This is a genomic window from Burkholderia sp. JP2-270, from assembly GCF_003233675.1.
Classification (GTDB): domain Bacteria; phylum Pseudomonadota; class Gammaproteobacteria; order Burkholderiales; family Burkholderiaceae; genus Burkholderia; species Burkholderia pyrrocinia_C.
The window spans coordinates 262,762-288,457 of sequence record NZ_CP029824.1; the positions used below are offsets into that span (position 1 = coordinate 262,762).

Consider the following 25,696-nt stretch of genomic DNA (forward strand, 5'->3'; position numbering starts at 1 on the left):
TCATGCCTTCTGTTGTGTGTGTTGCACGAGCTTCGCCGGCACGCCGCCGATCGAACCCGCACCCATCGTGATCACCACGTCGCCGTTCTGCGCGACCTTCGCCAATGCGTCCGGCACGTCGTCGACCGTCGCGACGAACACCGGGTCAACCTTCCCCACCGCGCGCAGCTCGCGCGACAGCGCGTCGCCGTTGGCCGTCGCGATCATGGCCTCGCCGGCCGCGTAGACTTCCGTCAGCACCAGCGCATCGACCGTCGACAGCACGTTGACGAAATCGTCGAAGCAGTCGCGCGTGCGCGTGTAGCGGTGCGGCTGGAACGCCAGCACGAGGCGGCGGCCCGGGAACGCGCCGCGCGCGGCCGCGATCGTCGCCGCCATCTCGACCGGGTGATGGCCGTAATCGTCGATCAGCGTGTACTGGCCGCCGTCCGCGGTCGGCACTTCGCCGTAACGCTGGAAGCGCCGGCCGACGCCGTTGAATTCCGCCAGCGCCTGCTGGATCGCGTCGTCCGCCACGCCGAGGTCGGTCGCGATCGCGATCGCCGCGAGCGCGTTCTGCACGTTGTGCAGGCCCGGCATGTTCAGCACGACCGCGAGCGGCGCCCGCCCTTCGCGGATCACCGTGAAATACATCCGGCCATCGCGCGCATCGATGTCTTCCGCGCGCACCTGCGCGTCCGGCGACAGGCCGTAGCGCACGACCGGCTTCGAGATGAACGGGATGATCTGCCGCACGTTCGGATCGTCGACGCACACGACCGCGCTGCCGTAGAACGGCAGGCGCTGCGTGAATTCGATGAACGCCTGCTTGAGCCGCGCGAAATCGTGGCCGTAGGTATCCATGTGATCGGCGTCGATGTTCGTGATGACTTCGATCACCGGATACAGGTTCAGGAACGACGCGTCCGATTCGTCGGCCTCGGCGACGATGAAATCGCCCGTGCCGAGCCGCGCGTTCGCGCCGGCGCTGATCAGCCGCCCGCCGATCACGAAGGTCGGATCGAGGCCGCCTGCCGCGAGCACGCTCGCGACGAGGCTCGTCGTCGTGGTCTTGCCGTGCGTGCCGGCGATCGCGATCCCCTGCTTCAGGCGCATCAGCTCCGCGAGCATCACCGCGCGCTGCACGATCGGCACGCGCTGATGGCGCGCGGCCAGCACTTCGGGGTTGTCCGAGCGCACGGCCGTCGACACGACGACCGCGTTCGCACCCTCGATGTTCGCCGCGTCGTGGCCGATCGCGATCCGCGCGCCAAGCGCCTGGAGACGATCGGTCACCGCGTTGCGCGACAGGTCCGAGCCGCTGACCTCGTAGCCGAGATTGACGAGCACTTCGGCGATGCCGCTCATGCCCGCACCGCCGATCCCGACGAAATGAATATGTTTGACGATGTGTTTCATTGCAATATTTCCAGGTTCGCGCCGGCCACCTTCGCGCAAACGCGCGCGACTTCATCGGTGGCCTCGGGCTTCGCCAATGAGCGCGAACGCTCCGCCATGTCCGCGAGCGACGCCCGCGTCTGGCCGCGCAGCCAGTCGGCGAGCAAATCCGCCGACAGGTCTCGTTGTTGCACCAGCACCGCCCCGCCCGCATCGGCGAGGAATGCGGCGTTGGTCGTCTGGTGATCGTCGACCGCGTAAGGGAACGGCACGAACAGCGCCGCCACGCCCACCGCCGCGATCTCCGACACCGTCATCGCGCCCGAGCGGCAGATCACGAGATCCGCCGCCGCATACGCAGCCGCCATGTCGTCGATGAACGGCACGAGCCGCACGTCTTCGCCGGCCGTGAAACCAGCCGCTTCGTAATTCGCCTTCAGCGCATCGATATGCTTCGCGCCGGCCTGGTGCACGATGCGCGGGCGTTCTCCCGGCGCCAGCAGCGCCAGCGCGCGCGGCACGACTTCGTTCAGCGCGGCCGCGCCGAGGCTGCCGCCGACGACCAGCACGTTCAGCGGGCCGCTGCGCGATGCATAGCGTGCTTTGGGCGCTTCCGTGCGCGCAAGTTCCGTGCGAATCGGGTTGCCGGTCCATTCCGCGTGCGGCAGTGCGCCGGGGAACGCGACGAGCACGCGTTTCGCGAATTTCGCGAGCACCTTGTTCGTCAGGCCCGCGATCGAATTCTGTTCGTGCAGCACGAGCGGACGGCCCGACAGCGCGGTCATCACGCCCGCGGGGAACGTGATGTAGCCGCCCATCCCGAGCACGACGTCGGGCCGCACGCGGCGCAGCGCGCCAAGGCTCTGCCAGCATGCGCGCAGCAGGTTGAACGGCAGCGTCAGCTTGGTCGTCAGGCCCTTGCCGCGCAGCCCGCCGAACCGCACGTATTCCATCGGAATGCCGTGCTTCGGCACGAGCGTCGCCTCCATCCCGGCCGGATTGCCGAGCCACACGACGCGCCAGCCCGCCGCTTCCATCCGGTGCGCGACCGCGAGCCCCGGGAACACGTGGCCCCCGGTGCCGCCTGCCATCACCATCAGCGTGCGTCGCGACGCGGTCATACCTTCCCTCCGCGCATCAGTACGCGATTTTCGTAGTCGACCCGCAGCAGCACCGCGAGCGCGACGCAGTTCAGCAGAATGCCGGACCCGCCGTAGCTCACCAGCGGCAGCGTCAGGCCCTTGGTCGGCAGCAGCCCGAGGTTCACGCCCATGTTGATGAACGTCTGCGCGCCGAACCAGATGCCGATGCCCTTCGCCGTCAGCCCCGCGAACGTGCGGTCGAGCGCGAGCGCCTGGCGGCCGATCTCGAACGCGCGGCGCACGATCCAGTAGAACAGCAGGATCACGACCATCACGCCGACGAAACCGAGCTCCTCGCCGATCACCGCGAGGATGAAGTCGGTATGCGCTTCGGGCAGGTAGTTCAGCTTCTCGACGCTGCCGCCAAGGCCGACGCCGAACCACTCGCCGCGGCCGAACGCGATCAGCGAGTGCGTGAGCTGGTAGGCCTTGCCCTGCGCGTAGCGCTCGTCCCACGGATCGAGATACGCGAAGATCCGCTCGCGACGCCACGGCGAAAGCCACACGAGCATCGTGAAGGTGCCGACCGCCGTCGCGACGAGGCCGCCGAACAGCTTGCCGTTCACGCCGCCGAGGAACAGCACGCCCATCGCGATCGCGGCGATCACCATGAACGCGCCCATGTCCGGCTCGAGCAGCAGCAGCGCGCCGACGAGGCCGACCGCGCACGCCATCGGCAGGAAGCCTTTCGCGAAGCTCTGCATGTATTCCTGCTTGCGCACCGTGTAGTTCGCCGCATAGATCGTCACCGCGAGCTTCATGACTTCCGACGGCTGCATGTTCGTGATGCCGAGCGGAATCCAGCGGCGCGCGCCGTTCACGCCCTTGCCGACGTGCGGGATCAGCACGATCACGAGGCTGACGAGCGCGATCAGGAAGAGATGCGGCGCGTACTTGTCCCACGTCGACACCGGCACGCGGAACGCGATCACCGCCGCGACGAACGCGACGACGAGCGACACGCAGTGGCGCATCAGGAACGCGTAATCGTGATACGACGCATATTTCGGCGAATCGGGCATCGCGATCGACGCCGAGTACACCATCACGACGCCGAGCCCGAGCAGCGCGATCGCCACCCACAGCAGCGAGTAGTCGAAGTCGAGCATCCGCGACCGGCTCGGCCGCACACCGTTGACGACGCTCGCTAGGCCGCCCGTCGCGGCGCGCGTGGCCGACGCGACGCGACCGCCCGCGGCGTTGCCGCCGGCATCGCGCCGGTCGTTGAAACGGGAGACGAGGCGATCGGACCAGCTCATGGCGTCGCTCCTTTGTCGATGGCGATTTCGTCGACCGCCGCGCGGAACACGTCCGCGCGATGGGCGTAGTTCCTGAACATGTCGAGGCTCGCGCACGCGGGCGACAGCAGCACCGCATCGCCCGGCTCCGCCAGGTCGGCTGCTGCATGCACCGCGCCTTCGAGCGTCGCATGATCGGCGAGCGGCACGCCCGTTTCGGCGAGCGTGTCGCGGATCGCCGGCGCGTCGCGGCCGATCAGCATCACCGCGCGGCACCAGCGTGCGACCGGCGCGACCAGCGGCGCGAAATCCTGCCCCTTGCCGTCGCCGCCGGCGATCAGCACGATCTTCTGCGCGAGCCCGTCGAGCGCGGCAACCGTCGCGCCGACGTTCGTGCCCTTGCTGTCGTCGACGTAGTCCACGTCGTCGATCGTCGCGATCACTTCGACGCGATGCGCTTCGCCGCGGTATTCGCGCAGCGCGTGCAGCAGCGGCGCAGCCGGCAGGTCGATCGCACGCGCGAGCGCGAACGCGGCCAGCGCGTTCGCCGCGTTGTGCAGCCCGCGAATGCGCAGCGCGTCGGCCGGCATCAGGCGCTTCTGCGCGATGTCGGGCGTATGCGCGGCATCGCGCTTGCGCCGGCGGGTCGGCGCCGCCTGATCCGGCGCGTCGCGATCGACGGCTTCCACCAGCCATGCGATGCCGTTGTCGCGCGACAGCCCGTAGTCGCCGTCCTGGGTCGGCTCGTTCAGGCCGAACGTCACCGTGCGCGGCGCGTCTGCCACGCCCGCTGCCGGCGCGAACTTCATCACGGCCGCATCGTCGCGATTCAGCACGCGCGTCGTCGTCGCGCCGAAGATCCGGCCCTTTGCGTGCGCGTACGCGTCGAAGCTGCCGTGCCAGTCGAGGTGGTCCTGCGTGATGTTGAGGATCGCGGCCGCATCGGGCGCGAACGTGCGCGCGGTCTCGAGCTGGAAGCTCGACAGTTCGAGCACCCACACGTCGGGCAGCGCCGTTTCGTCGATCGCGCCCGCGAGCCGGTCGAGCATCGCCGGGCTGATGTTGCCTGCGACGGCGACCTTCTTGCCCGCGCGCTGGCACAGCAGGCCCGTGAGGCTCGTCGTCGTGGTCTTGCCGTTGGTGCCGGTGATCGCGAGCACCTTCGGCTGGTAGCCGCTCGTACCGAGCGCACGCAGTGCCTGCGCGAAGAATTCCAGCTCGCCCCACACCGCGATCCCGCGCTCGTTCGCGGCCGCGACCAGCGTTGCGAGTGCCGGTTCGAGCGGCGACAGGCCGGGGCTCAACCCGACGATCTCGACGCCGCCGTCGAGCAGCGTGGGCGCGAACGGCCCGCCGACGAATTCCGCATCGATGCCTTCGGCCTGCAGCGCGGCAAGGTTGGGCGGTGCCTCGCGGGTATCGGCAATCCGCAGCCGGCACCCGTGCCTCGCGCACCATCGCGCGATCGCGAGACCCGATTCCCCGAGCCCCAGTACGAGCACCATCGGCCGTTGCCGATCTCCAAACATCTCGCCAGACATCCTTGTTACCTTTCCTTTACCGCAGCTTGAGGGTGGTCAGACCGAACAGGCACAGCATCAACGTGATGATCCAGAAACGCACCACCACCTGCGTTTCCTTCCAGCCGGACAATTCGAAATGGTGATGCAGCGGCGCCATCTTCAGCAGGCGCCGCCCTTCTCCGTAGCGCTTCTTCGTGTACTTGAACCACGAAACCTGCAGCATCACCGACAGCGTTTCCGCGACGAAGATGCCGCCCATGATGAACAGCACGATTTCCTGGCGCACGATCACCGCAACCGTGCCCAGCGCGCCGCCGAGCGCCAGCGCGCCCACGTCGCCCATGAACACCTGCGCGGGGTGCGTGTTGTACCAGAGGAACGCGAGCCCTGCCCCGCCCATCGCGGAACAAAAGATCAGCAGTTCGCCCGCGCCCGGGATGTGCGGGAACAGCAGGTATTTTGAATACACCGCGCTGCCCATCACGTACGCGAACACACCGAGCGACGCGCCGACCAGTACGACCGGCATGATCACGAGGCCGTCGAGGCCGTCGGTCAGGTTCACCGCGTTGCTCGCGCCGACGATCACGAAGTAGGTCAGCACGATGAAGCCCCACACGCCGAGCGGGTAGCTGATCGACTTCAGGAACGGCAGCATCAGGTCGGCGCGTGCCGGCAGCCCCATCGACAGCCCGCTGCGCACCCACGCCATGAACAGGTCGAACACGCGCACGTTGTTCGCCTCGGACACGCTGAAGGCGAGATAGACGGCCGCGAACAGACCGATCACCGACTGCCAGAAATACTTCTCGCGCGACGACATCCCGCGCGGGTCCTTGTGGACGACCTTGCGGTAATCGTCGACCCAGCCGATCACGCCGAAACCGAACGTGACGAGCATCACGATCCAGATGAAACGGTTCGTCAGGTCGCCCCACAGCAGCGTCGCGACCGCGATGCCGATCAGGATCAGCACGCCGCCCATCGTCGGCGTGCCGGACTTGACGAGGTGCGTCTGCGGGCCGTCCTTGCGCACTGCCTGCCCGACCTTCATTTGCGTCAGCTTGCGGATCACCCACGGTCCGCACACGAGCCCGATCCCCAGCGCGGTGATGGTGGCCATCACCGCCCGGAACGTGAGGTACGTGAACAAGCGCAAAAAGCTTGCGTCTCCTTGCAGCCATTGCGCCAGCGCCAGCAGCATGCTTCCTTCCTTCTACTCAGTGGGCAGCGGGCGTCGCGCCCGCTGCGGGTTGGTTCGTCAGCGCGTCGACCACGCGCTCCATCTTCATGTACCGCGAGCCCTTCACGAGCACCGTCGCCTGCGCGCCGTAGCCCGCCGCGAGCAGCGCCGATACGAGCGCGCCGACGTCGTCGAAATGGCGGGCCGTGTCGCCGTATGCCGTACAGGCATCGCGCGATGCATCGCCGAGCGCGAACAGCGCGTCGATCCCGCGCTCGCGCGCATAGGCGCCGATCTCGCGATGGAACGCCGGCCCTTCGTCGCCGACTTCGCCCATGTCGCCGATCACCAGCACGCGCGGCGCCGGATGCGCGGCGAGCACGTCGATCGCGGCACGCATCGAATCGGGGTTCGCGTTGTACGTATCGTCGACGACCGTCGCGCCCGCGAGGCTGCCGGCGATCGCCTGCTTCACCTGCAACCGGCCCTTGACCGGTTCGAACGATTCGAGGCCCTGCCTGATCGCCGACAGCGCGACGCCGGCGCCCAGCGCCGCGGCCGTCGCGGCCAGCGCGTTGCGCGCGTTGTGCTCGCCGAGCGCACGCAGCCGCACCGTGACGGCGCCGGCCGGCGTGTCGATCGCGAGTTCGCCGCCGTGCAGACGGCCCGTGACCTGCGCTTCGGTCTGCCGGTCGGCATCGTTCAGCGCAAAATCCAGGATCCGGTTGCCCGTCGCCGCGACGCGCCAGATGCCCGCGTACGCATCGTCGGCCGGGAACACCGCGACGCCGTCCGGCGGCAGCGCGTGAATCACGGCCGCGTGTTCGAGCGCGACGGCTTCGACCGTCGCCATGAATTCCTGATGCTCGCGCTGCGCGTTGTTGACGAGCGCGACCGTCGGCGCCGTGAGGCGCGCGAGGATTTCGGTCTCGCCCGGGTGGTTCATCCCGAGTTCGATCACCGCGAGGCGATGCGCGGCCGACAGGCGCAGCAGCGTCAGCGGCAGGCCGACGTCGTTGTTCAGGTTGCCGGCGGTTGCGAGCCGCGCGTCGGCGCCGACCGCCGCCGCGAAGATCGACGCGATCATTTCCTTGACGGTCGTCTTGCCGTTGCTGCCCGTCACCGCGACGAGCGGCAGCGCGAATCGTTTGCGCCAGCCGTGCGCGAGCGCGCCGAGCGCGGCACGCGTTTCGCCGCCCTCGATCGCCGGCATCGAGAGGCCCGCCGGCACGTGCGCGACAAGCGCCGCGGCAGCACCGCGCGCGGCGACATCGCCGAGGAAGTCGTGCGCATCGAAGCGCTCGCCCTTCAGCGCGACGAACAGGTCGCCCGGGCCGACCGTGCGGCTGTCCGTCGACACGCGTTCGAACGTGACGCCCGCGTCGCCGTGAACGGTTGCGCCGGGAATCAGGCGAGCGGCTTCGTCGAGACTGAGCATCGTCATTCGCCGCCTCCCTTGCCGTGCGTCGCTCGCGCTGCCAGCGCGAGCCGCGCGTGATCCTGATCGGAGAACGTACGTTTCTTGCCCATGATTTCCTGCGTCGCTTCGTGCCCCTTGCCGGCCAGCACGACGACGTCCTCGCGTGCAGAGCCGCGCACCGCCTGCAGGATCGCGCTCGCGCGATCCTCGATACGGCGTGCGCGAGCGGGCACGGTCATGCCCGCGACGATCTGGTCGATGATGCGCTGCGGATCTTCGCTGCGCGGGTTGTCGCTCGTGACGACGATTTCGTCGGCGAGCCGCTCCGCGATCGCGCCCATCAGCGGCCGCTTCGTCGCATCGCGATCGCCGCCGCAGCCGAACATGCACACGAGCCGGCCGCCGCGCGCCGCGGCGATCGGGCGCAGCGCGTCGAGCGTCTTCTCGAGCGCGTCGGGCGTGTGCGCGTAGTCGATCACGACGAGCGGTTCGTCGTTCTGCAGCCGGCCACCGAGCCGCTGCATCCGGCCGTTGACGGACTCGAGCCGTTCGATCTCGGCGAGTGCCGCGTCGAACGGCGCGTCGGCCGCGAGCAGCGAGCCGAGCACAGCGAGCAGGTTGCTGACGTTGAACGTGCCCAGCGTGCCGACTTCGACGTCCGCGTCGCCCCACGACGAACGCAGGCGGAATGCCGTGCCGGTCGCGGTGGCGCGCACGTCGAGCGCGACCAGCTCGCGATCGGCGTCGGGCGCCTGCGCGTCGCCGATCCCGTACGCGATCGTGCGCACACGGCCGGCCAGCTTCTCGAGCAGGTTTTGGCCGGCTGCGTCGTCGCGGTTGACGACCGCCGCGCGCAGGCCGCGCCATGCGAACAGCTTCGCCTTCGCGGCCTCGTACGCGTCGAACGTGCCGTGATAGTCGAGGTGATCCTGCGTGAGGTTCGTAAATACCGCGACGTCGAACGCCGTACCGTTCACGCGCCCCTGATGCAGCGCGTGCGACGACACTTCCATCGCCACCGCCTTTGCACCCGAGTCGCGCAATTGCGCCAGGCTGCGCTGCAATTGCGGCGCGTCGGGTGTCGTAAAACCCGTCGGCACGAGTTGACCGGGCATCCCACTGCCGAGCGTGCCGATCACCGCGCACGGCTGGTGCAGCGCCGTCAACGCGGCGGCGATCCACTGCGTGCACGAGGTCTTGCCGTTCGTACCGGTCACGCCCACCGCAAGCAGGCTGTCGCTCGGGTCGCCATACCAGCCGCTGGCGATCTCGCCGGCAAGCTGGTCGAGCGCCGGCACCGCGAGCGCGACGGGCACGGCCGGCGCAGCGGCCAGCCCTTCCGGCTGATACAGCACGGCGGCCGCACCGCGTGCGACGGCATTGGCAATGAAGGCACGGTTGTCTGCCCCGTCGACCGCATACGCGACAAACACGTCGCCAGCCTTGAGGCTGCGCGTGTCGGCATGCAGTTGTGCCGCGGGGGCCACATGCTGACGCAGCCACGCAAGCGCGGCTGCGATCTGCTGATGCGCCGGATGGGAACTGCGGGCGGCGCTCATCGAACAACTCCTGGTGAATTACGCGTCGTGCTGGACACGATCATATGCTTCGCACCGCCACCCGCGGCCAGCTTTTGCGGCCCCGTTGCGGAAGGTGCTGCCGGCGAATCATCAGACACGACCAGTTGCTTGATCGGCATGTTCGGCGGCACGTTCAGCGCACGCATCGTGTCGCCGGCGATCGCCGAGAATACGGGGCCGGACACCTGGCCGCCGAAGTGGCTGCCGGCGGTCGGCTCGTCGACCGACACCGCGACGACGATGCGCGGATTCGGCATCGGCGCCATGCCGACGAACGATGCGCGGTACTTGCGCGTATAGCCATGGCCTTCATGCTTGTACGCGGTACCGCTCTTGCCGCCGACGCGATAACCCGGCACGGCCGCATCCGGCGACGTGCCGCCCGGCGCGACCACCGTCTCGAGCATCGCGCGCACTTCGCGCGCGGTGGTCGGGTTGAACACCTGCGTGCCCGCGACCTGCTGGTTGGGGTCGGTCTTGAAAATGGTCACGGGCATCAGTTCGCCGTCATGCGCGATCGCCGTGTACGCCCGCGCGAGCTGGAACAGCGACACCGACAGGCCATAGCCGTACGACATCGTCGCCTGCTCGATGCGGCGCCAGCTCTTCCACGGCCGCAGGCGGCCGGCCACCGCGCCCGGGAAGCCGACCTTCGGCGCCTGGCCGAGACCGATGCTGGTATACATATTCCACATTTCCTCGGGCCGCATCGTCATCGCGATCTTCGTCGCGCCGATGTTGCTCGACTTCTGGATCACGCCGCCGACCGTCAGCGTGCCGAAACCCGCGTCGTCGGTGATCGGCGCGCCGTCGAGCACGAAATGCCCGTTGCCCGTCTCGACGAGCGTGTTCGGCGTCACGCGATGCAGGTCGAGCGCGAGCGACACCGTGAACGGCTTCATGATCGAACCCGGCTCGAACACGTCGGTCATGATCCGGTTGCGCAACTGCTCGCCCGTCATGCGCGAGCGGTCGTTCGGGTTGTACGTCGGGTAGTTGACGAGCGCGAGCACCTCGCCGGTGCGCACGTCGACGACCATCGCTGCGCCGGCCTTCGCCTTGAACTTCTCGACGGCGGCCTTCAGGTTCGCATACGCGATGTACTGGATCTTGCTGTCGATCGACAGGTCGACGTCGGTTCCGTTGTGCGGCGGGATCTGCTCGGCGACGTCCTCGACGATGTGCCCCATCCGGTCCTTGATCACGCGGCGCACGCCCGACGTGCCGGACAGCATCTTCTGGTCGCCGAGCTCGACGCCCTCCTGCCCTTCGTCCTCGACGTTCGTGAAGCCGATCAGGTGCGCAGTGATCTCGCCTTCCGGATAGAAACGCTTGTATTCGTTGCGCTGATAGATGCCCGGAATGTCGAGCGCGGCGACTTTGTCCGCGATATCGATCGGCACCTGACGCTTTACATAGACGAAACCCTTGTCTTGCGACAGCTTTACGCGCAGTTCCTTCGACGTCATGCCGAGGAGCTTGCCAAGCTGGTTGACCTTGTCGGCGTCGAGATCGTCCGGCACCGCGTCGGGAATCGCCCAGATCGCGCGCACGGGCAGGCTCGTCGCGAGCACGAGCCCGTTACGGTCGAGGATCTTGCCGCGCGTCGCGGGCAGCTCGAGCGTGCGCTGGTAGCGGCTTTCGCCCTGCTTCTGGTAGAACGCGTTGCCGGGCCCCTGGATCCAGAACGCCCGCGCGGCCAACGCGACGAACGCCATGAACAGCATGAACACGACGAGCTTCGAGCGCCACATCGGCAGATGCACGCCCAGCACGGGGCTCGACGTGAATTTCACGTTCTGGCGCTTTTGCGACGGCTTCATCGCGCGCCCCCCTTGCCCTTGCCGGCCGTGTCGGCCGAAGCAGGGATCGGCGCGTCGATTGCCTTGGCGGCGCCCGGCGGCAGCGTCAGGTATTGCGTGCGGCCGGTCGTGATCGGCTGCATCTTCAGCGAATCGTTCGCGAGCTGCTCGATGCGCGACGTCTTCGACAGCGCGCTCTGCTGATATTGAAGCTGCGCGTAATCCTGCTGGAGCTGGCGCTCCTGCGACTGCGCGCGCTGCAGCTGGATGAAGATCTGGCGCTGCTGGTTCGTCGAGTTGACGACCGACAGCGCGCAGCCCATCACGATGATCAGCAGGAAGATATTGAAGCGGCTCATGGCGTGACGCGCTCCGCAATGCGCATCACGGCGGACCGGGCGCGCGGATTCGCGGCGACTTCCGCTTCACTCGGAAACTGGCGGCTGATGATCTTGAGCGGCGGGCTCGGGAGATCGACGGCACGGATCGGCAGGCGACGATCGACTGCAGGCGCACTGGCGTGCGCCTGCATGAATCGCTTGACGATCCGGTCCTCGAGTGAATGAAAGCTGATGACCACCAGCCGCCCCCCTTGCTCCAGCAACGACAGTGCAGCGTCTAGTGCGACTTGCAGGTCCGCAAGCTCTTGATTGACGTGAATCCGTATAGCCTGAAAGGTGCGGGTTGCCGGATCCTTGCCCTTCTCACGGGTCTTGACGACGTGACCCACGATTTGGGCAAGCTCGCCCGTGGTGTCGAGAGGCCCAAGACGGTCGGACTCTGCCCGGCGAGCAACAAGCGCCTTTGCAATCTGAAAAGCAAACCGTTCTTCCCCATAATCTCGTATCACCTCCGTCAATTCCTGCACCGAAGCCCGCGCGAGCCATTCGGCCGCCGACTCGCCACGCGTCGGATCCATTCGCATGTCCAGCGGACCATCGGCGCGGAAGCTGAAGCCGCGCGCCGGATCGTCCACCTGCGGCGAGGACACGCCCAGGTCCAGCAACACACCGGACACCTTCTCGACGCCGCGCGCCGCAAGCGCGTCGCGCATCGAAGCAAAGCTGTCGTGCACGATCGAGAAGCGCGCATCCTCGATGCCCTGCGCCGTCTCGATCGCCCTCGGATCCTTGTCGAACGCGATCAGCCGCCCGGCCGCCGCCAGCCTCGCGAGCACCGCGCGGCTGTGGCCGCCGCGCCCGAACGTGCCGTCGACATAAACGCCGTCCGGCCGCGTCACGAGCGACTCGACCGCTTCATCCAACAGCACTGTCCGATGCTGCAATTCGTTTCCCATCGCGGGCGTCTCCGTCACCGCAATCAGAACGTGAAATTCTTCAGCGCATCGGGCATGCCCTGCGCCATCGCTGCCTGCTCCTTCGCGTTGTAGGTCTGCGAATCCCACAGCTCGAAGTGACTACCCATTCCCAACAACATGACTTCCTTTTCCAGTCCGGCTGCCATGCGCAGCTCGGGCGATACAAGAATCCGGCCCGCGCTGTCGAGATCGACATCCATCGCATTGCCGAGAAAAATTCGCCGCCACCAGTGCGCGTCCATCGGCAGCGCGGCGATCTTGGCGCGGAACACTTCCCATTCGGGGCGCGGAAACAGCAACAGGCAGCCGTCCGGGTGCTTGGTCACAGTCACCCGTCCTTCTGCCTGTCCTTGCAGCGCTTCGCGATAGCGAGCCGGCACCGACATCCGCCCTTTCGCATCGAGCGTCAGCGCCGACGCCCCTTGGAACACTTTCCGCTCTCCCGTTCAGGGCACCGAAGTACCCGACCAATGCTGAGAATTTAGCCGGAATAGCCTGCCAAATCACACAAAAATACACTTTCTCACACTGTCTCCCACTTTAGAGGAAGGGTGTGGCACGGTCAAGGGAGCGGCCCGCTTTTTTGACGAATTTTGTTAGTTAGAACAAGGACTTACGCGCACATGCTCATGCGACCCCTCATCCCAAAAACCGTTATAAATGAATGAGCTAGTGCAACATGTGAAGGTGATACATGAGAAAGACGGGCCAGACGGGCGTGCGGACGGTGCTTTCGGGGGCGGGAAAACGTGGAATAAACGGGCGGGATCGGGGGCGGTGAGCCGGTGCGACGTCATGCGTCGCCCGGCGCAAATCTCAGAGATAGTATGCAGTGCTCGTCATGACTTTCGACGCGGCACGCATCAGCATCCGCGCAGGCAGCGGCAGTTCGATTCCGCCGGCGTCGGTCGCGGCCTTGCCGTGCTTCACCTCGTCGATGCGCATCTGGTCGACGATCGCGCGCGACGCCGTATCGGTCGCCGGCAGTTCCGACATATGGCCTTCCAGGTGACTCTCGACCTGCCGCTCCGTCTCGGCCATGAAACCGAGGCTGACCTTGTCGCCAAGCGTGCCGGCCGCCACGCCGATCGCGAGCGCGCCGGCATACCACAGCGGGTTCAGCAGGCTCGGACGCGAATCGAGCTCTTTCAGGCGGTGCGCGGTCCACGCGAGGTGGTCCTCTTCCTCGCGCGCGGCCTCCTCGAACATCGCCTTCGCCGACGCCGTACGCGCGGTGAGCTTCTGCGCCTGGTAGAGCGCCTGCGCGCAGACTTCGCCGACGTGGTTCACGCGCATCAGCCCGGCCGCATGCGTACGCTCCGCGGGCGTCAGCTCGACGTCCGGCGCGGCCGCCGGCGCGGGCACCGGCCGGCTCATCCGGCTAATGCCGGTCAGCGATCGCAGGCCGCGATCGAATTCGCTGATCAGTTCATCCAACACCATCCTGTTCTCCTGGCTGCGTGTGCCGCCGCGAGCGGCGAAGGCACGAGTCCGCTGCGTAACCGACTTGATTATTCAGCGGAAATTGCGGTTAACCCGTGATTTTAACCATTGTTGCATAAAGGAAACATGGCGACCTTGAGCTGCGGCATTTCGCTTTGTGGCAAAAAACGGTTTTGCTACATTACGTGCGACTTCTTGTGAAGTTGATGGGGCTTGTCAACAGAACATAACTATCCGCCCCGCCAAAAAAATTCAGTGATTCTTGGAGATCCGTTAATGAAAAAGTCGCTTCTCGCGCTCGTCGCGCTGGGCGCGTTCGCTGGCGCTGCTCATGCGCAAAGCAGCGTGACGCTGTACGGCATCATCGATGAAGGCCTGCTCTTCAACAACAACGCGGGTGGCAAGCACCTGTACAGCATGGCCAGCGGCGTGATGCAAGGCAGCCGCTTCGGCCTGCGCGGCACCGAAGACCTCGGTGGCGGCCTGAAGGCGATCTTCACCCTCGAAAACGGTTTCGACGTGAACAGCGGCAAGCTCGGCCAGGGCGGCCTGATGTTCGGCCGCCAGGCTTACGTCGGCCTGTCGAGCCAGTACGGTACGGTCACGCTGGGTCGTCAGTACGACTCCGTCGTCGACTTCGTCGGCCCGCTCGAGGCAGGTGACCAGTGGGGCGGCTACATCGCCGCTCACCCGGGCGACCTCGACAACTTCAACAACGCCTATCGCGTGAACAACGCGGTCAAGTTTACGAGCCAGTCGTTCGGCGGCTTCACGTTCGGCGGCTTGTACAGCTTCGGCGGTCAGGCAGGCCAGTTCTCGAAGAACCAGGTCTGGTCGCTCGGCGCAGGCTACAACAACGGCCCGCTGGTCCTGGGTGTCGGCTACTTGAACGCACGCACGCCGGGCAACTTCGGCGGCATGTTCAACAACGGCTCGACGGCCGCGACGACGGCAGTATCGTCGCCGGTCTACGGCGCATACGCGAACAACGCGAACACGTACCAGGTCATCGGTGCAGGCGGCGCTTACACGTTCGGCGCAGCGACGATCGGCGCGACGTACTCGAACACGAAGTTCAAGGGCTTCTCGGTCGGTCCGTTCGTGAACCAGACCGCGACGTTCAACAACGGCGAAATCAACTTCAAGTATCAGCTGACCCCGGCACTGATTCTCGGCGCAGCGTACGACTACACGCAGGGCAGCAAGATCGACGGCAACTCGGCAGCCAAGTACCACCAGGGCTCGCTGGGTGTCGACTACTTCCTGTCGAAGCGCACCGACGTCTACGTGATCGGCGTGTACCAGCACGCATCGGGCAACGTGCTCGACGCCAAAGGCGATGTCGTTCAGGCAACGGCAGCGATCAACGGTCTCGCAGGTTCGAGCACCAGCAACCAGGTCGCGGCACGCGTCGGCATCCGTCACAAGTTCTAATCAGCTTGCCTGACAAGCCGCAGCATGTTGAAGGCGCCTTCGGGCGCCTTTTTCTTTTCCGGCGCGGCGGCAAGACCGGAGCGCGGCGGATCGCCGGTCGCGTTGCACGCGTCGCCGGAGCCCCGTGTCCGTTCGCTGCGCGGAAACCCACGGCGCCGCTGCGGGAAACCGCCTCTCCGATCCGTGCCGCAAACAAAAAAAGCCCGGCACTGGCCGGGCTCTTCCGTTCAACCGCGCTGCTACGCGCGTCCGTCGCGCAGTTCGCGCCGCAGGATCTTGCCGACGTTCGTTTTCGGCAGCTCCGTGCGGAACTCGACCAGTTTCGGCCGCTTGTAACCGGTGAGCCGCTCCTTGCAGTAGGCAAGGATGTCCTTGTCGGTGAGCGCCGGGTCCTTCTTCACGATGAACAGCTTCACCGCTTCGCCGGAATGCTCGTCCGGCACGCCGACCGCCGCCACCTCGAACACGCCCGGATGCGACGCCACCACGTCCTCGACTTCGTTGGGATACACGTTGAAGCCGGACACGAGAATCATGTCCTTCTTCCGGTCGACGATCTTCACGTAACCGCGCGCATCCATCACGCCGACGTCGCCCGTCTTGAAGAAGCCGTCCGGGAACATGACCTTCGCGGTCTCGTCCGGCCGGTTCCAGTAGCCGGCCATCACCTGCGGCCCGCGGATGCAGATCTCGCCGGGCTCGCCGAGCGCGACGTCGTTGCCGGCGTCGTCGCGAATCGCCACTTCGGTCGACGGCAGCGGCAAGCCGATCGTCCCGCTGTATTCGGTCGCCGTCACCGGGTTGCAGGTCGCCACCGGCGATGTCTCGGACAGCCCGTATCCTTCGATGATCGCGGTATGGGTCTTTTCATACCAGCGTTTCGCGACGCCCTCCTGGATCGCCATGCCGCCGCCGTTGGCGATCACGAGCTTCGACAGGTCGAGCTGACTGAATTCGGGATGGTTCAGCAGTGCGTTGTACAGCGTATTGACGGCCGGAATCGTCGAGATCTGGTAGCCCTTCAGCTCCTTGATCATCCCGGCGATGTCGCGCGGGTTCGGGATCAGGATGCCCATCCCGCCCGTGCGCATCGTCAGGAAACCGCAGACGGTCAGCGCGAACACGTGATACAGCGGCAACGCGACAACCGTCACGAACTGTTTCACCTCCGGGTACTTCTCATGAGCCGGGTGGTGCCAGGCACCGGCCTGCAGCACGTTCGACACGATATTCCGGTGCAGCAGCGTCGCGCCCTTCGCGACGCCGGTCGTGCCGCCCGTGTATTGCAGGAACGCGGCGTCATCGGGGCCGATCTTCTGCGGCTTGAACGCCTGCCGCGCACCTTCCGACAGCGCGGCCTTGAAGCGCGTGAACGACGGCAACTGCCATGCAGGCACCATCTTCTTCACGTTGCGCACGACGTAATTGACGAGCCATCCCTTGATGCCCAGCAAGTCGCCCATCGACGCGACGACGACATGCTTGACGGCCGTATTGGCAATGACGGCCTGCAGCGTCGACGCGAAATTCTCGAGGATGACGATCGCCTCGGCGCCGCTGTCTTTCAACTGATGTTCGAGCTCGCGCGGCGTGTAGAGCGGATTGACGTTGACGACGGTGTAGCCGGCGCGCAGTACCGCGACAATCGTCACCGGGTACTGCAGCACGTTCGGCATCATGATCGCGACGCGCGCACCGCGCGCGAGACCACGGGATTGCAGCCACGCGCCGAACTGGCGCGACAGCGTGTCGAGTTCGCCGTACGTGATGCCCTTGCCCATGCAGACGAACGCCGTGCGGTCGCGATACTGCCGGAAGCTTTCGTCGAGGAGGTCCGGGACAGAGGGATAAGGAGACGCGTCAATTTCGGCTGGAACGCCGGGCGGGTACGATTTCAGCCAAATTTTTTCCATACTGCGCGTCTCCTCACAGATTTTCGAATGGTCGTGCTAAAACGCATCGTAACGGCTCGCCCGTCCCGAGACAACAGGGTTAGATGTCCACTTCGAACTTCCGCGGAAAATCGTCTGATCATACGGGAATATTCGATCAAATTCGCTCAACCTCCACGAGACAGTCGTAAAACGTCGCCGAATTGCCGAGATCGGTCAACGCCTGGCTCGTCACTTCGTTTGCGTTCCTGCCGTCCGGTGACAGCTTCTTCCACCAGATCGACAGCCCGACAACGAGCCCTGCACGTGCGCGATCGGTAATTCTCGCGAGCGCCTGCATGGATCCGCGGTCGTTGAAGATGCGTACGACGTCACCTTCCGCGATGCCGCGCGCATCGGCGTCGGACGGGTGCATGTCGAGGTGCGGCTCGCCCTCCGTGGTACGCAGGCTATCGACGTTCACGAACGTGCTGTTCAGGAAGTGGCGCGCCGGCGGTGAAATCATTGCGAGCGGATAGCGTGCGGCGAGTTCGGGCGCGGACTCTGCCGATTCGAATGGCGGCAGGTAATCGGGAACGGGGTCCATGCCCATCTGCTTGAGCCGCGGGCTGTAGAACTCGCACTTGCCGGACGGCGTGCGGAAACCGCCATTCGCGAACGGCGCGTCCGGCAGCTTCAGCTTCAGCCAGCCTTCCCGTTTCAGCGTGTCCCAGTCGCTGTCGAGCGCCGGATCGTCCCACCGGAGCGCCGCGCGCGCGACCTCTTCGTCGCTATGATAAAGCGCGGGCTCGTCGAGCCCCATGCTGCGCGCGATGCCGCGAAAGATCTCCGTGTTCGGCCGCGCGTCTCCGACCGGCGGAATCGACGGCAGATTTGCCATCACATAGGTGTGGCCGTACGATTTGTGGACATCCAGGTGCTCCAGCTGCGTGGTCGCCGGCAGCACTATGTCGGCGAAATCGACGGTATCCGTCTTGAAATGCTCGAGAACAACCGTGAACAGATCGTCGCGCGCAAACCCTGCGGCAACCTTCGAAGAATCTGGCGCGACTGCCACCGGATTCGAGTTGTACACGATTACCGCCTCGACCTTCGGCCCGAACGTTGCATCACCCGCGTGCAACAGCGCATCGCCGATCGCATTCATGTTGATGATGCGCGGCAGCTTGTGCGGCCAACCCGGCATCAAATCCGGGCGCAGCAGCGCCGTCTGGTTGACCGGTGCGGATTCCGACGATGAGAGCAACAGCCCGCCAGCCCGATCCCGCCAGGCCCCCGTCAGCGCCGGCAGGCTCGCGATCGCGCGCACGGCGTTGCCGCCGCCGCGTACGCGCTGCATGCCGTAGTTGAGGCGAATCGACGCCCTGCGGGTCGCGCCGTAGCGACGCGCAAGGTCGATCAGTTCCGACGCGTCGATGCCGCAGATCTGCGCGACGCGTTCCGGCGGATAGGACATCGCCCGCGCCTTGAGCGCGTCGAAGCCGAGCGTATGGCTGGCGATGTAGTCGTGATCGAGCAGGTCTTCGGTAATCAGCACGTGCATCATGCCGAGCGCAAATGCGCCGTCGGTACCCGGCTTCAATGCGATGTGCTGATGGCATTTCTCCGCTGTCAGAGAACGATACGGGTCGATCGCGACAAGACGGGCGCCACGGCGCTTCGCTTCCTGCGCGCGCGTCCAGAAGTGCAGGCTCGACGCGATCGGGTTCGCGCCCCAGATCAGAATGAGTTCGCTTTCCTCGAAATGCTCGAGGTGCATGCCGAGGCTTCCGCCATACGTGTAACGCAGCCCCGCTGCACCGGCCGCCGCGCAAATCGTGCGCTCGAGCCGCGACGCGCCGAGCTTGTGGAAGAACCGCTGGGCGATGCCCTCGCCCTGCACGAGCCCCATCGTCCCCGCGTAGCTGTACGGCACGATCGCTTCCGGCTCGCGCGCGGCGATTTCACCGAGGCGGCGACCGATCTCATCGAACGCGTCGCTCCAGCTAATCGGCACGAAGTGCCCTTCCCCCTTCGCGCCGACACGCTTGAGCGGGACCGTGAGGCGATCGGGATGATGAACCCGATCGGCGTACCGGCTGACCTTCGTGCACAACACGCCCTGCGTCGGCGGATGGTCGGGATCGCCCGTGACCTTGATCGCCTTGCCGTTTTCGACGGTCACACGCATCGCGCACGTGTCCGGACAATCGTGCGGGCAAACGGCCCGGGCTACCTGTGTGGCGGCGTTCATCGTTTTGAATGCAGAGATGGGGGTTCGCAAATTTTACGTGGGCACGCCGGATAAAGCGCTTATTTCGTACGGATCTTGGGTTATTTAACCGAAGAGCGATTGACTCTAGCCCACAAAACTGTCCCATTTGGAAGTGGAAATTGGGCCGGCCTCACTGGTGTTCACCGTTCCAACCGGACAGGTCATCTCGAAGGAGGACGATCTGTCCACGCATCGCGCGAAGCTGCTGCGTCTCGACGGACTCGATTTCCATGAAACGCATGCACGCGCGATCGGCGAGATGATCCTGACCACGACAAAGGCGGCGCTCGCCGGCCGTTTTAACGGCGCTGCGTTCGACGGCACATTTGCCTATACGCGCCTGTGGCGTCGATCGGGCGCCGGCTGGCGCATCGTCGCCGGGCATGCATCGCAGATCATGTAACCCTCGCCAGATAGGTGAGGGAGAGGGAAGCGATATGGCTCACCGTGTCGCGCTCGAGAGAACCGAGGCGACCGACGGCCGTGGGTGAGTTGCTGTTGATGCGACGAAAGGGGCGCGCTACCCCCTGCGGGACGCGGCACGCATTTGCGCCGCGCCAATGCAAAAACCCCCGCCTTTTGGGCGGGGGTTTCTGGCTTAGGGAGCCTGACGATTACCTACTTTCACACGGGAATCCGCACTATCATCGGCGTAGAGTCGTTTCACGGTCCTGTTCGGGATGGGAAGGGGTGGGACCGACTCGCTATGGTCATCAGGCAAAGAGGGTTGTCGCGTTGCTTCGCAGCGCGACCAATCGGGAAGAAGCAGTAATTAGGTTGTGTGTATCACACACGAGAATCCAACTTGTCGCTCTGGATCTTGCAGCCAGTGCTTTCGCACGGCGCCGATCTACAAGGCAGACTTGTTATAGGATCAAGCCTTACGGGCAATTAGTATCAGTTAGCTGAACGCATTACTGCGCTTACACACCTGACCTATCAACGTCCTGGTCTCGAACGACCCTTCAAGGGGATCTAGTCCCCAGGGATATCTCATCTTAAGGCGAGTTTCCCGCTTAGATGCTTTCAGCGGTTATCTCTTCCGAACATAGCTACCCGGCGATGCCACTGGCGTGACAACCGGTACACCAGAGGTTCGTCCACTCCGGTCCTCTCGTACTAGGAGCAGCCCCCTTCAAATATCCAACGCCCACGGCAGATAGGGACCAAACTGTCTCACGACGTTTTAAACCCAGCTCACGTACCTCTTTAAATGGCGAACAGCCATACCCTTGGGACCGGCTACAGCCCCAGGATGAGATGAGCCGACATCGAGGTGCCAAACACCGCCGTCGATATGAACTCTTGGGCGGTATCAGCCTGTTATCCCCAGAGTACCTTTTATCCGTTGAGCGATGGCCCTTCCATACAGAACCACCGGATCACTATGACCTGCTTTCGCACCTGCTCGACTTGTCGGTCTCGCAGTTAAGCACGCTTATGCCATTGCACTATCAGCACGATTTCCGACCGTACCTAGCGTACCTTCGTACTCCTCCGTTACGCTTTGGGAGGAGACCGCCCCAGTCAAACTGCCTACCATGCACTGTCCCCGACCCGGATCACGGGCCAAGGTTAGAACCTCAAACAAACCAGGGTGGTATTTCAAGGACGGCTCCACCGAAACTAGCGTTCCGGTTTCATAGCCTCCCACCTATCCTACACAGATCGGTTCAAAGTCCAATGCAAAGCTACAGTAAAGGTTCATGGGGTCTTTCCGTCTAGCCGCGGGTAGATTGCATCATCACAAACACTTCAACTTCGCTGAGTCTCGGGAGGAGACAGTGTGGCCATCGTTACGCCATTCGTGCAGGTCGGAACTTACCCGACAAGGAATTTCGCTACCTTAGGACCGTTATAGTTACGGCCGCCGTTTACCGGGACTTCAATCAAGAGCTTGCACCCCATCATTTAATCTTCCGGCACCGGGCAGGCGTCACACCCTATACGTCCACTTTCGTGTTTGCAGAGTGCTGTGTTTTTATTAAACAGTCGCAGCCACCAGTTTATTGCAACCCCTTCACCCTCCTGGCGCAGGCCAGTCAAGCTACAAGGGCGTACCTTATCCCGAAGTTACGGTACCAATTTGCCGAGTTCCTTCTCCCGAGTTCTCTCAAGCGCCTTAGAATACTCATCTCGCCCACCTGTGTCGGTTTGCGGTACGGTCATCGTTAGACTGAAGCTTAGAGGCTTTTCTTGGAACCACTTCCAATTGCTTCGCTCCCTAAGGAGCTCGCGCCACACCCTTGAATTACGCGCCCGGATTTGCCTAAGCGCCTTCTCCAATGCAGCGACCGGGACTTCCAACACCCGGACAACCTTCCGCGATCCGTCCCCCCATCGCATCTAACAATGGTGCAGGAATATTGACCTGCTTCCCATCAGCTACGCATTTCTGCCTCGCCTTAGGGGCCGACTCACCCTACGCCGATGAACGTTGCGTAGGAAACCTTGGGCTTACGGCGAGGGGGCCTTTCACCCCCTTTATCGCTACTCATGTCAGCATTCGCACTTCCGATACCTCCAGCACGCTTTTCAACGCACCTTCGCAGGCTTACGGAACGCTCTCCTACCATGCGTGCAAAGCACGCATCCGCAGCTTCGGTATATAGCTTAGCCCCGTTACATCTTCCGCGCAGGACGACTCGATCAGTGAGCTATTACGCTTTCTTTAAAGGGTGGCTGCTTCTAAGCCAACCTCCTGACTGTTTTAGCCTTCCCACTTCGTTTCCCACTTAGCTATATTTGGGGACCTTAGCTGGCGGTCTGGGTTGTTTCCCTCTTGACACCGGACGTTAGCACCCGATGTCTGTCTCCCGTGATTGCACTCTTCGGTATTCGGAGTTTGCTATGGCGGGGTAATCTGCAATAGACCCCCCAACCATGACAGTGCTCTACCCCCGAAGGTGAGACACGAGGCACTACCTAAATAGTTTTCGGAGAGAACCAGCTATTTCCAAGTTTGTTTAGCCTTTCACCCCTATCCACAGCTCATCCCCTAACTTTTCAACGTTAGTGGGTTCGGACCTCCAGTACGTGTTACCGCACCTTCATCCTGGCCATGGATAGATCACTTGGTTTCGGGTCTACGCCCAGCAACTGAACGCCCTATTCGGACTCGCTTTCGCTACGCCTGCCCTATACGGTTAAGCTTGCTACTGAACGTAAGTCGCTGACCCATTATACAAAAGGTACGCCGTCACCCCTTACGAGGCTCCGACTGTTTGTATGCATGCGGTTTCAGGATCTATTTCACTCCCCTCCCGGGGTTCTTTTCGCCTTTCCCTCACGGTACTGGTTCACTATCGGTCGATCACGAGTATTTAGCCTTGGAGGATGGTCCCCCCATCTTCAGACAGGATTTCACGTGTCCCGCCCTACTTGTCGCACACCTAGTTCTTTCATACTGTTTTCGCCTACAGGGCTATCACCTGCTATGGCCGCACTTTCCAGAGCGTTCGGCTAACAATACAAATAAAGAGTGCAAGGCTCATCCCATTTCGCTCGCCACTACTTTGGGAATCTCGGTTGATTTCTTTTCCTGCGGTTACTTAGATGTTTCAGTTCACCGCGTTCGCTTCACTGGACCTATGTATTCAGTCCAGGATGACCCAAAAGGGCCGGGTTTCCCCATTCGGACATCTACGGATCAAAGCTCGTTTGCCAGCTCCCCGTAGCTTTTCGCAGGCTACCGCGTCCTTCATCGCCTGTGATCGCCAAGGCATCCACCACATGCACTTGTTCGCTTGACCCTATAACGAGTCTGTCTCGTCGACAGTCGCTACAGGTTGAGTTCTCGCGTTGTGCCGTATTCCAAATTGAGTCAAACATAGAGTTCGAATCATCTTGAGATACATCGATACAATCACAACCCGGATAACTTCCACGTCCATCTCAAGACGCTTCCGCTATCCAAATTACTTACTTCTTCCAGATTGTTAAAGAACGACAGCCGATACCTACTACGTATCACTCTGACTGGCTCAATCGCCAATGCAAAATTCTCGGTTCAGTCTCTGAACCAAGCCCTTAGCGTTGGTGATTGGTGGAGGCAGACGGGATCGAACCGACGACCCCCTGCTTGCAAAGCAGGTGCTCTCCCAGCTGAGCTATGCCCCCATATACAGAGAACTTCAGGGTACTACCGCCAGACAATGGTGGGTCTGGTTGGATTCGAACCAACGACCCCCGCCTTATCAAGACGGTGCTCTAACCGACTGAGCTACAGACCCCTGAGTCTGTCTTTAATTTACAGCCGATAAGCGTGAGCGCTCAATTTTGCGAGAAGCTCTGGAAAGGAGGTGATCCAGCCGCACCTTCCGATACGGCTACCTTGTTACGACTTCACCCCAGTCATGAATCCTACCGTGGTGACCGTCCTCCTTGCGGTTAGACTAGCCACTTCTGGTAAAACCCACTCCCATGGTGTGACGGGCGGTGTGTACAAGACCCGGGAACGTATTCACCGCGGCATGCTGATCCGCGATTACTAGCGATTCCAGCTTCATGCACTCGAGTTGCAGAGTGCAATCCGGACTACGATCGGTTTTCTGGGATTAGCTCCCCCTCGCGGGTTGGCAACCCTCTGTTCCGACCATTGTATGACGTGTGAAGCCCTACCCATAAGGGCCATGAGGACTTGACGTCATCCCCACCTTCCTCCGGTTTGTCACCGGCAGTCTCCTTAGAGTGCTCTTGCGTAGCAACTAAGGACAAGGGTTGCGCTCGTTGCGGGACTTAACCCAACATCTCACGACACGAGCTGACGACAGCCATGCAGCACCTGTGCGCCGGTTCTCTTTCGAGCACTCCCGCCTCTCAGCAGGATTCCGACCATGTCAAGGGTAGGTAAGGTTTTTCGCGTTGCATCGAATTAATCCACATCATCCACCGCTTGTGCGGGTCCCCGTCAATTCCTTTGAGTTTTAATCTTGCGACCGTACTCCCCAGGCGGTCAACTTCACGCGTTAGCTACGTTACTAAGGAAATGAATCCCCAACAACTAGTTGACATCGTTTAGGGCGTGGACTACCAGGGTATCTAATCCTGTTTGCTCCCCACGCTTTCGTGCATGAGCGTCAGTATTGGCCCAGGGGGCTGCCTTCGCCATCGGTATTCCTCCACATCTCTACGCATTTCACTGCTACACGTGGAATTCTACCCCCCTCTGCCATACTCTAGCCTGCCAGTCACCAATGCAGTTCCCAGGTTGAGCCCGGGGATTTCACATCGGTCTTAGCAAACCGCCTGCGCACGCTTTACGCCCAGTAATTCCGATTAACGCTCGCACCCTACGTATTACCGCGGCTGCTGGCACGTAGTTAGCCGGTGCTTATTCTTCCGGTACCGTCATCCCCCGACTGTATTAGAGCCAAGGATTTCTTTCCGGACAAAAGTGCTTTACAACCCGAAGGCCTTCTTCACACACGCGGCATTGCTGGATCAGGCTTTCGCCCATTGTCCAAAATTCCCCACTGCTGCCTCCCGTAGGAGTCTGGGCCGTGTCTCAGTCCCAGTGTGGCTGGTCGTCCTCTCAGACCAGCTACTGATCGTCGCCTTGGTAGGCCTTTACCCCACCAACTAGCTAATCAGCCATCGGCCAACCCTATAGCGCGAGGCCCGAAGGTCCCCCGCTTTCATCCGTAGATCGTATGCGGTATTAATCCGGCTTTCGCCGGGCTATCCCCCACTACAGGACATGTTCCGATGTATTACTCACCCGTTCGCCACTCGCCACCAGGTGCAAGCACCCGTGCTGCCGTTCGACTTGCATGTGTAAGGCATGCCGCCAGCGTTCAATCTGAGCCAGGATCAAACTCTTCAGTTTAAACCTGTTACTGTTTTCGGTTCTTTCGAACCGGTCGCTCACTCAAAGCTGACAGGAATATGAATTGCTTCATAAACCTGACTTACTTTAGTGTGAGACTCTTGATACTTTCGCTATCTGATCCGAGGATCAGCTCGCTTCCATCAAGCGCCCACACTTATCGGCTGTTAATTTTTAAAGAGCATTTCTGCGAGAAACTTCGTGTTTCTCAGCAGCGCTGCGTTTTCAGCAGCAGAGAAGCGAGATTATGAACCGTGTTTCGC

Annotated in this window: 15 protein-coding genes, 2 tRNA genes, 3 rRNA genes and 1 pseudogene; 2 read left to right on the forward strand and 19 right to left on the reverse strand. The window is 63.1% G+C overall.

Features of this window, described 5'->3' with window-relative positions; genetic code table 11:
* The 12 genes from murC to coq7 all read right to left on the reverse strand — a co-directional run bounded on the left by murC (nt 1) and on the right by coq7 (nt 14,026).
* Nucleotides 1–1,398 carry a UDP-N-acetylmuramate--L-alanine ligase gene (gene murC, locus DM992_RS01225; protein WP_111015378.1) on the reverse strand — a complete coding sequence of 466 codons (1,398 nt, stop codon included), beginning with the start codon at nt 1,396–1,398 and terminating at the stop codon, nt 1–3.
* A complete protein-coding gene (gene murG / locus DM992_RS01230; protein WP_111015379.1) occupies nt 1,395–2,498 on the reverse strand; it encodes an undecaprenyldiphospho-muramoylpentapeptide beta-N-acetylglucosaminyltransferase in 1,104 nt (367 codons plus the stop codon). Before murG ends, murC begins: the two co-directional genes overlap by 4 nt.
* Nucleotides 2,495–3,778, reverse strand: coding sequence for a putative lipid II flippase FtsW (ftsW, locus tag DM992_RS01235; protein ID WP_072436393.1), 1,284 nt, complete (start codon nt 3,776–3,778; stop codon nt 2,495–2,497). The genes murG and ftsW overlap by 4 nt, the downstream gene beginning before the upstream one ends.
* Entirely contained in the window at nt 3,775–5,286 is a 1,512-nt protein-coding gene (gene murD, locus DM992_RS01240; RefSeq protein WP_111015380.1) for a UDP-N-acetylmuramoyl-L-alanine--D-glutamate ligase, read from the reverse strand. The genes ftsW and murD overlap by 4 nt, the downstream gene beginning before the upstream one ends.
* Before the next feature lie 28 nt (nt 5,287–5,314).
* Complete coding sequence (gene mraY / locus DM992_RS01245) at nt 5,315–6,484, reverse strand: phospho-N-acetylmuramoyl-pentapeptide-transferase (protein ID WP_006477019.1); 1,170 nt, start codon at nt 6,482–6,484, stop codon at nt 5,315–5,317.
* Between the two features lie 16 nt (nt 6,485–6,500).
* Complete coding sequence (gene murF, locus DM992_RS01250) at nt 6,501–7,907, reverse strand: UDP-N-acetylmuramoyl-tripeptide--D-alanyl-D-alanine ligase (protein ID WP_111015381.1); 1,407 nt, start codon at nt 7,905–7,907, stop codon at nt 6,501–6,503.
* Nucleotides 7,904–9,442, reverse strand: a complete 1,539-nt coding sequence (locus DM992_RS01255) for a UDP-N-acetylmuramoyl-L-alanyl-D-glutamate--2,6-diaminopimelate ligase (RefSeq protein WP_111015382.1) — start codon at nt 9,440–9,442, stop codon at nt 7,904–7,906. The genes murF and DM992_RS01255 overlap by 4 nt, the downstream gene beginning before the upstream one ends.
* Nucleotides 9,439–11,286, reverse strand: a complete 1,848-nt coding sequence (locus DM992_RS01260) for a penicillin-binding protein 2 (protein WP_111015383.1) — start codon at nt 11,284–11,286, stop codon at nt 9,439–9,441. Before DM992_RS01260 ends, DM992_RS01255 begins: the two co-directional genes overlap by 4 nt.
* Complete coding sequence (ftsL, locus tag DM992_RS01265; RefSeq protein WP_009694564.1) at nt 11,283–11,624, reverse strand: cell division protein FtsL; 342 nt, start codon at nt 11,622–11,624, stop codon at nt 11,283–11,285. Before ftsL ends, DM992_RS01260 begins: the two co-directional genes overlap by 4 nt.
* Complete coding sequence (rsmH, locus tag DM992_RS01270; RefSeq protein WP_111015384.1) at nt 11,621–12,562, reverse strand: 16S rRNA (cytosine(1402)-N(4))-methyltransferase RsmH; 942 nt, start codon at nt 12,560–12,562, stop codon at nt 11,621–11,623. Before rsmH ends, ftsL begins: the two co-directional genes overlap by 4 nt.
* Before the next feature lie 23 nt (nt 12,563–12,585).
* The gene (gene mraZ / locus DM992_RS01275) at nt 12,586–13,014 is read right to left on the reverse strand and encodes a division/cell wall cluster transcriptional repressor MraZ (RefSeq protein ID WP_006487094.1); all 429 of its coding nucleotides are present in this window, start codon (nt 13,012–13,014) and stop codon (nt 12,586–12,588) included.
* Between the two features lie 385 nt (nt 13,015–13,399).
* Nucleotides 13,400–14,026 carry a 2-polyprenyl-3-methyl-6-methoxy-1,4-benzoquinone monooxygenase gene (coq7, locus tag DM992_RS01280; protein ID WP_034182629.1) on the reverse strand — a complete coding sequence of 209 codons (627 nt, stop codon included), beginning with the start codon at nt 14,024–14,026 and terminating at the stop codon, nt 13,400–13,402.
* A 276-nt stretch (nt 14,027–14,302) separates the two neighbouring features.
* Here coq7 and DM992_RS01285 point away from each other — a divergent pair, with 276 nt between their 5' ends.
* Nucleotides 14,303–15,460: a porin gene (locus tag DM992_RS01285; RefSeq protein ID WP_111015385.1), complete on the forward strand. Its 1,158-nt coding sequence runs from the start codon at nt 14,303–14,305 to the stop codon at nt 15,458–15,460.
* Between the two features lie 239 nt (nt 15,461–15,699).
* On the opposite strand, the gene DM992_RS01290 is transcribed toward DM992_RS01285, so the two are convergent.
* Together DM992_RS01290 and DM992_RS01295 are read right to left on the reverse strand one after the other, a co-directional pair.
* Complete coding sequence (locus tag DM992_RS01290) at nt 15,700–17,373, reverse strand: long-chain fatty acid--CoA ligase (protein WP_111015386.1); 1,674 nt, start codon at nt 17,371–17,373, stop codon at nt 15,700–15,702.
* 136 nt (nt 17,374–17,509) lie between these two features.
* Nucleotides 17,510–19,585: a molybdopterin oxidoreductase family protein gene (locus DM992_RS01295; protein ID WP_111015387.1), complete on the reverse strand. Its 2,076-nt coding sequence runs from the start codon at nt 19,583–19,585 to the stop codon at nt 17,510–17,512.
* A 154-nt stretch (nt 19,586–19,739) separates the two neighbouring features.
* Between DM992_RS01295 and DM992_RS01300 the strand changes: the two are divergent.
* Nucleotides 19,740–20,009: pseudogene (locus DM992_RS01300) on the forward strand (nuclear transport factor 2 family protein); the annotation flags it as partial.
* Nucleotides 20,010–20,211: 202 nt separating this feature from the next.
* On the opposite strand, the gene rrf reads toward DM992_RS01300, so the two are convergent.
* From rrf to DM992_RS01330, 5 genes are all read right to left on the reverse strand, one after another.
* Nucleotides 20,212–20,324, reverse strand: a 5S ribosomal RNA gene (gene rrf / locus DM992_RS01305).
* 152 nt (nt 20,325–20,476) lie between these two features.
* A 23S ribosomal RNA gene (locus DM992_RS01310) occupies nt 20,477–23,358 on the reverse strand.
* A 291-nt stretch (nt 23,359–23,649) separates the two neighbouring features.
* Nucleotides 23,650–23,725, reverse strand: a tRNA-Ala gene (locus DM992_RS01320).
* A 36-nt stretch (nt 23,726–23,761) separates the two neighbouring features.
* Nucleotides 23,762–23,838: transfer RNA gene (locus DM992_RS01325), tRNA-Ile, on the reverse strand.
* A 62-nt stretch (nt 23,839–23,900) separates the two neighbouring features.
* A 16S ribosomal RNA gene (locus DM992_RS01330) occupies nt 23,901–25,433 on the reverse strand.
* Together the 16S, 23S and 5S rRNA genes with 2 tRNA genes alongside form the textbook arrangement of a ribosomal RNA operon.
* Nucleotides 25,434–25,696: the final 263 nt, after the last annotated feature.

What these genes read in the sequence shown, in the direction of transcription:
- murC (WP_111015378.1), bottom strand. Translation starts at nt 1,398, where the DNA reads ATGAAACACATCGTCAAACATATTCATTTCGTCGGGATCGGCGGTGCG.
- murG (WP_111015379.1), bottom strand. Translation starts at nt 2,498, where the DNA reads ATGACCGCGTCGCGACGCACGCTGATGGTGATGGCAGGCGGCACCGGG.
- ftsW (WP_072436393.1), bottom strand. Translation starts at nt 3,778, where the DNA reads ATGAGCTGGTCCGATCGCCTCGTCTCCCGTTTCAACGACCGGCGCGAT.
- murD (WP_111015380.1), bottom strand. Translation starts at nt 5,286, where the DNA reads ATGTTTGGAGATCGGCAACGGCCGATGGTGCTCGTACTGGGGCTCGGG.
- mraY (WP_006477019.1), bottom strand. Translation starts at nt 6,484, where the DNA reads ATGCTGCTGGCGCTGGCGCAATGGCTGCAAGGAGACGCAAGCTTTTTG.
- murF (WP_111015381.1), bottom strand. Translation starts at nt 7,907, where the DNA reads ATGACGATGCTCAGTCTCGACGAAGCCGCTCGCCTGATTCCCGGCGCA.
- DM992_RS01255 (WP_111015382.1), bottom strand. Translation starts at nt 9,442, where the DNA reads ATGAGCGCCGCCCGCAGTTCCCATCCGGCGCATCAGCAGATCGCAGCC.
- DM992_RS01260 (WP_111015383.1), bottom strand. Translation starts at nt 11,286, where the DNA reads ATGAAGCCGTCGCAAAAGCGCCAGAACGTGAAATTCACGTCGAGCCCC.
- ftsL (WP_009694564.1), bottom strand. Translation starts at nt 11,624, where the DNA reads ATGAGCCGCTTCAATATCTTCCTGCTGATCATCGTGATGGGCTGCGCG.
- rsmH (WP_111015384.1), bottom strand. Translation starts at nt 12,562, where the DNA reads ATGGGAAACGAATTGCAGCATCGGACAGTGCTGTTGGATGAAGCGGTC.
- coq7 (WP_034182629.1), bottom strand. Translation starts at nt 14,026, where the DNA reads ATGGTGTTGGATGAACTGATCAGCGAATTCGATCGCGGCCTGCGATCG.
- DM992_RS01285 (WP_111015385.1), top strand. Translation starts at nt 14,303, where the DNA reads ATGAAAAAGTCGCTTCTCGCGCTCGTCGCGCTGGGCGCGTTCGCTGGC.
- DM992_RS01290 (WP_111015386.1), bottom strand. Translation starts at nt 17,373, where the DNA reads ATGGAAAAAATTTGGCTGAAATCGTACCCGCCCGGCGTTCCAGCCGAA.
- DM992_RS01295 (WP_111015387.1), bottom strand. Translation starts at nt 19,585, where the DNA reads ATGAACGCCGCCACACAGGTAGCCCGGGCCGTTTGCCCGCACGATTGT.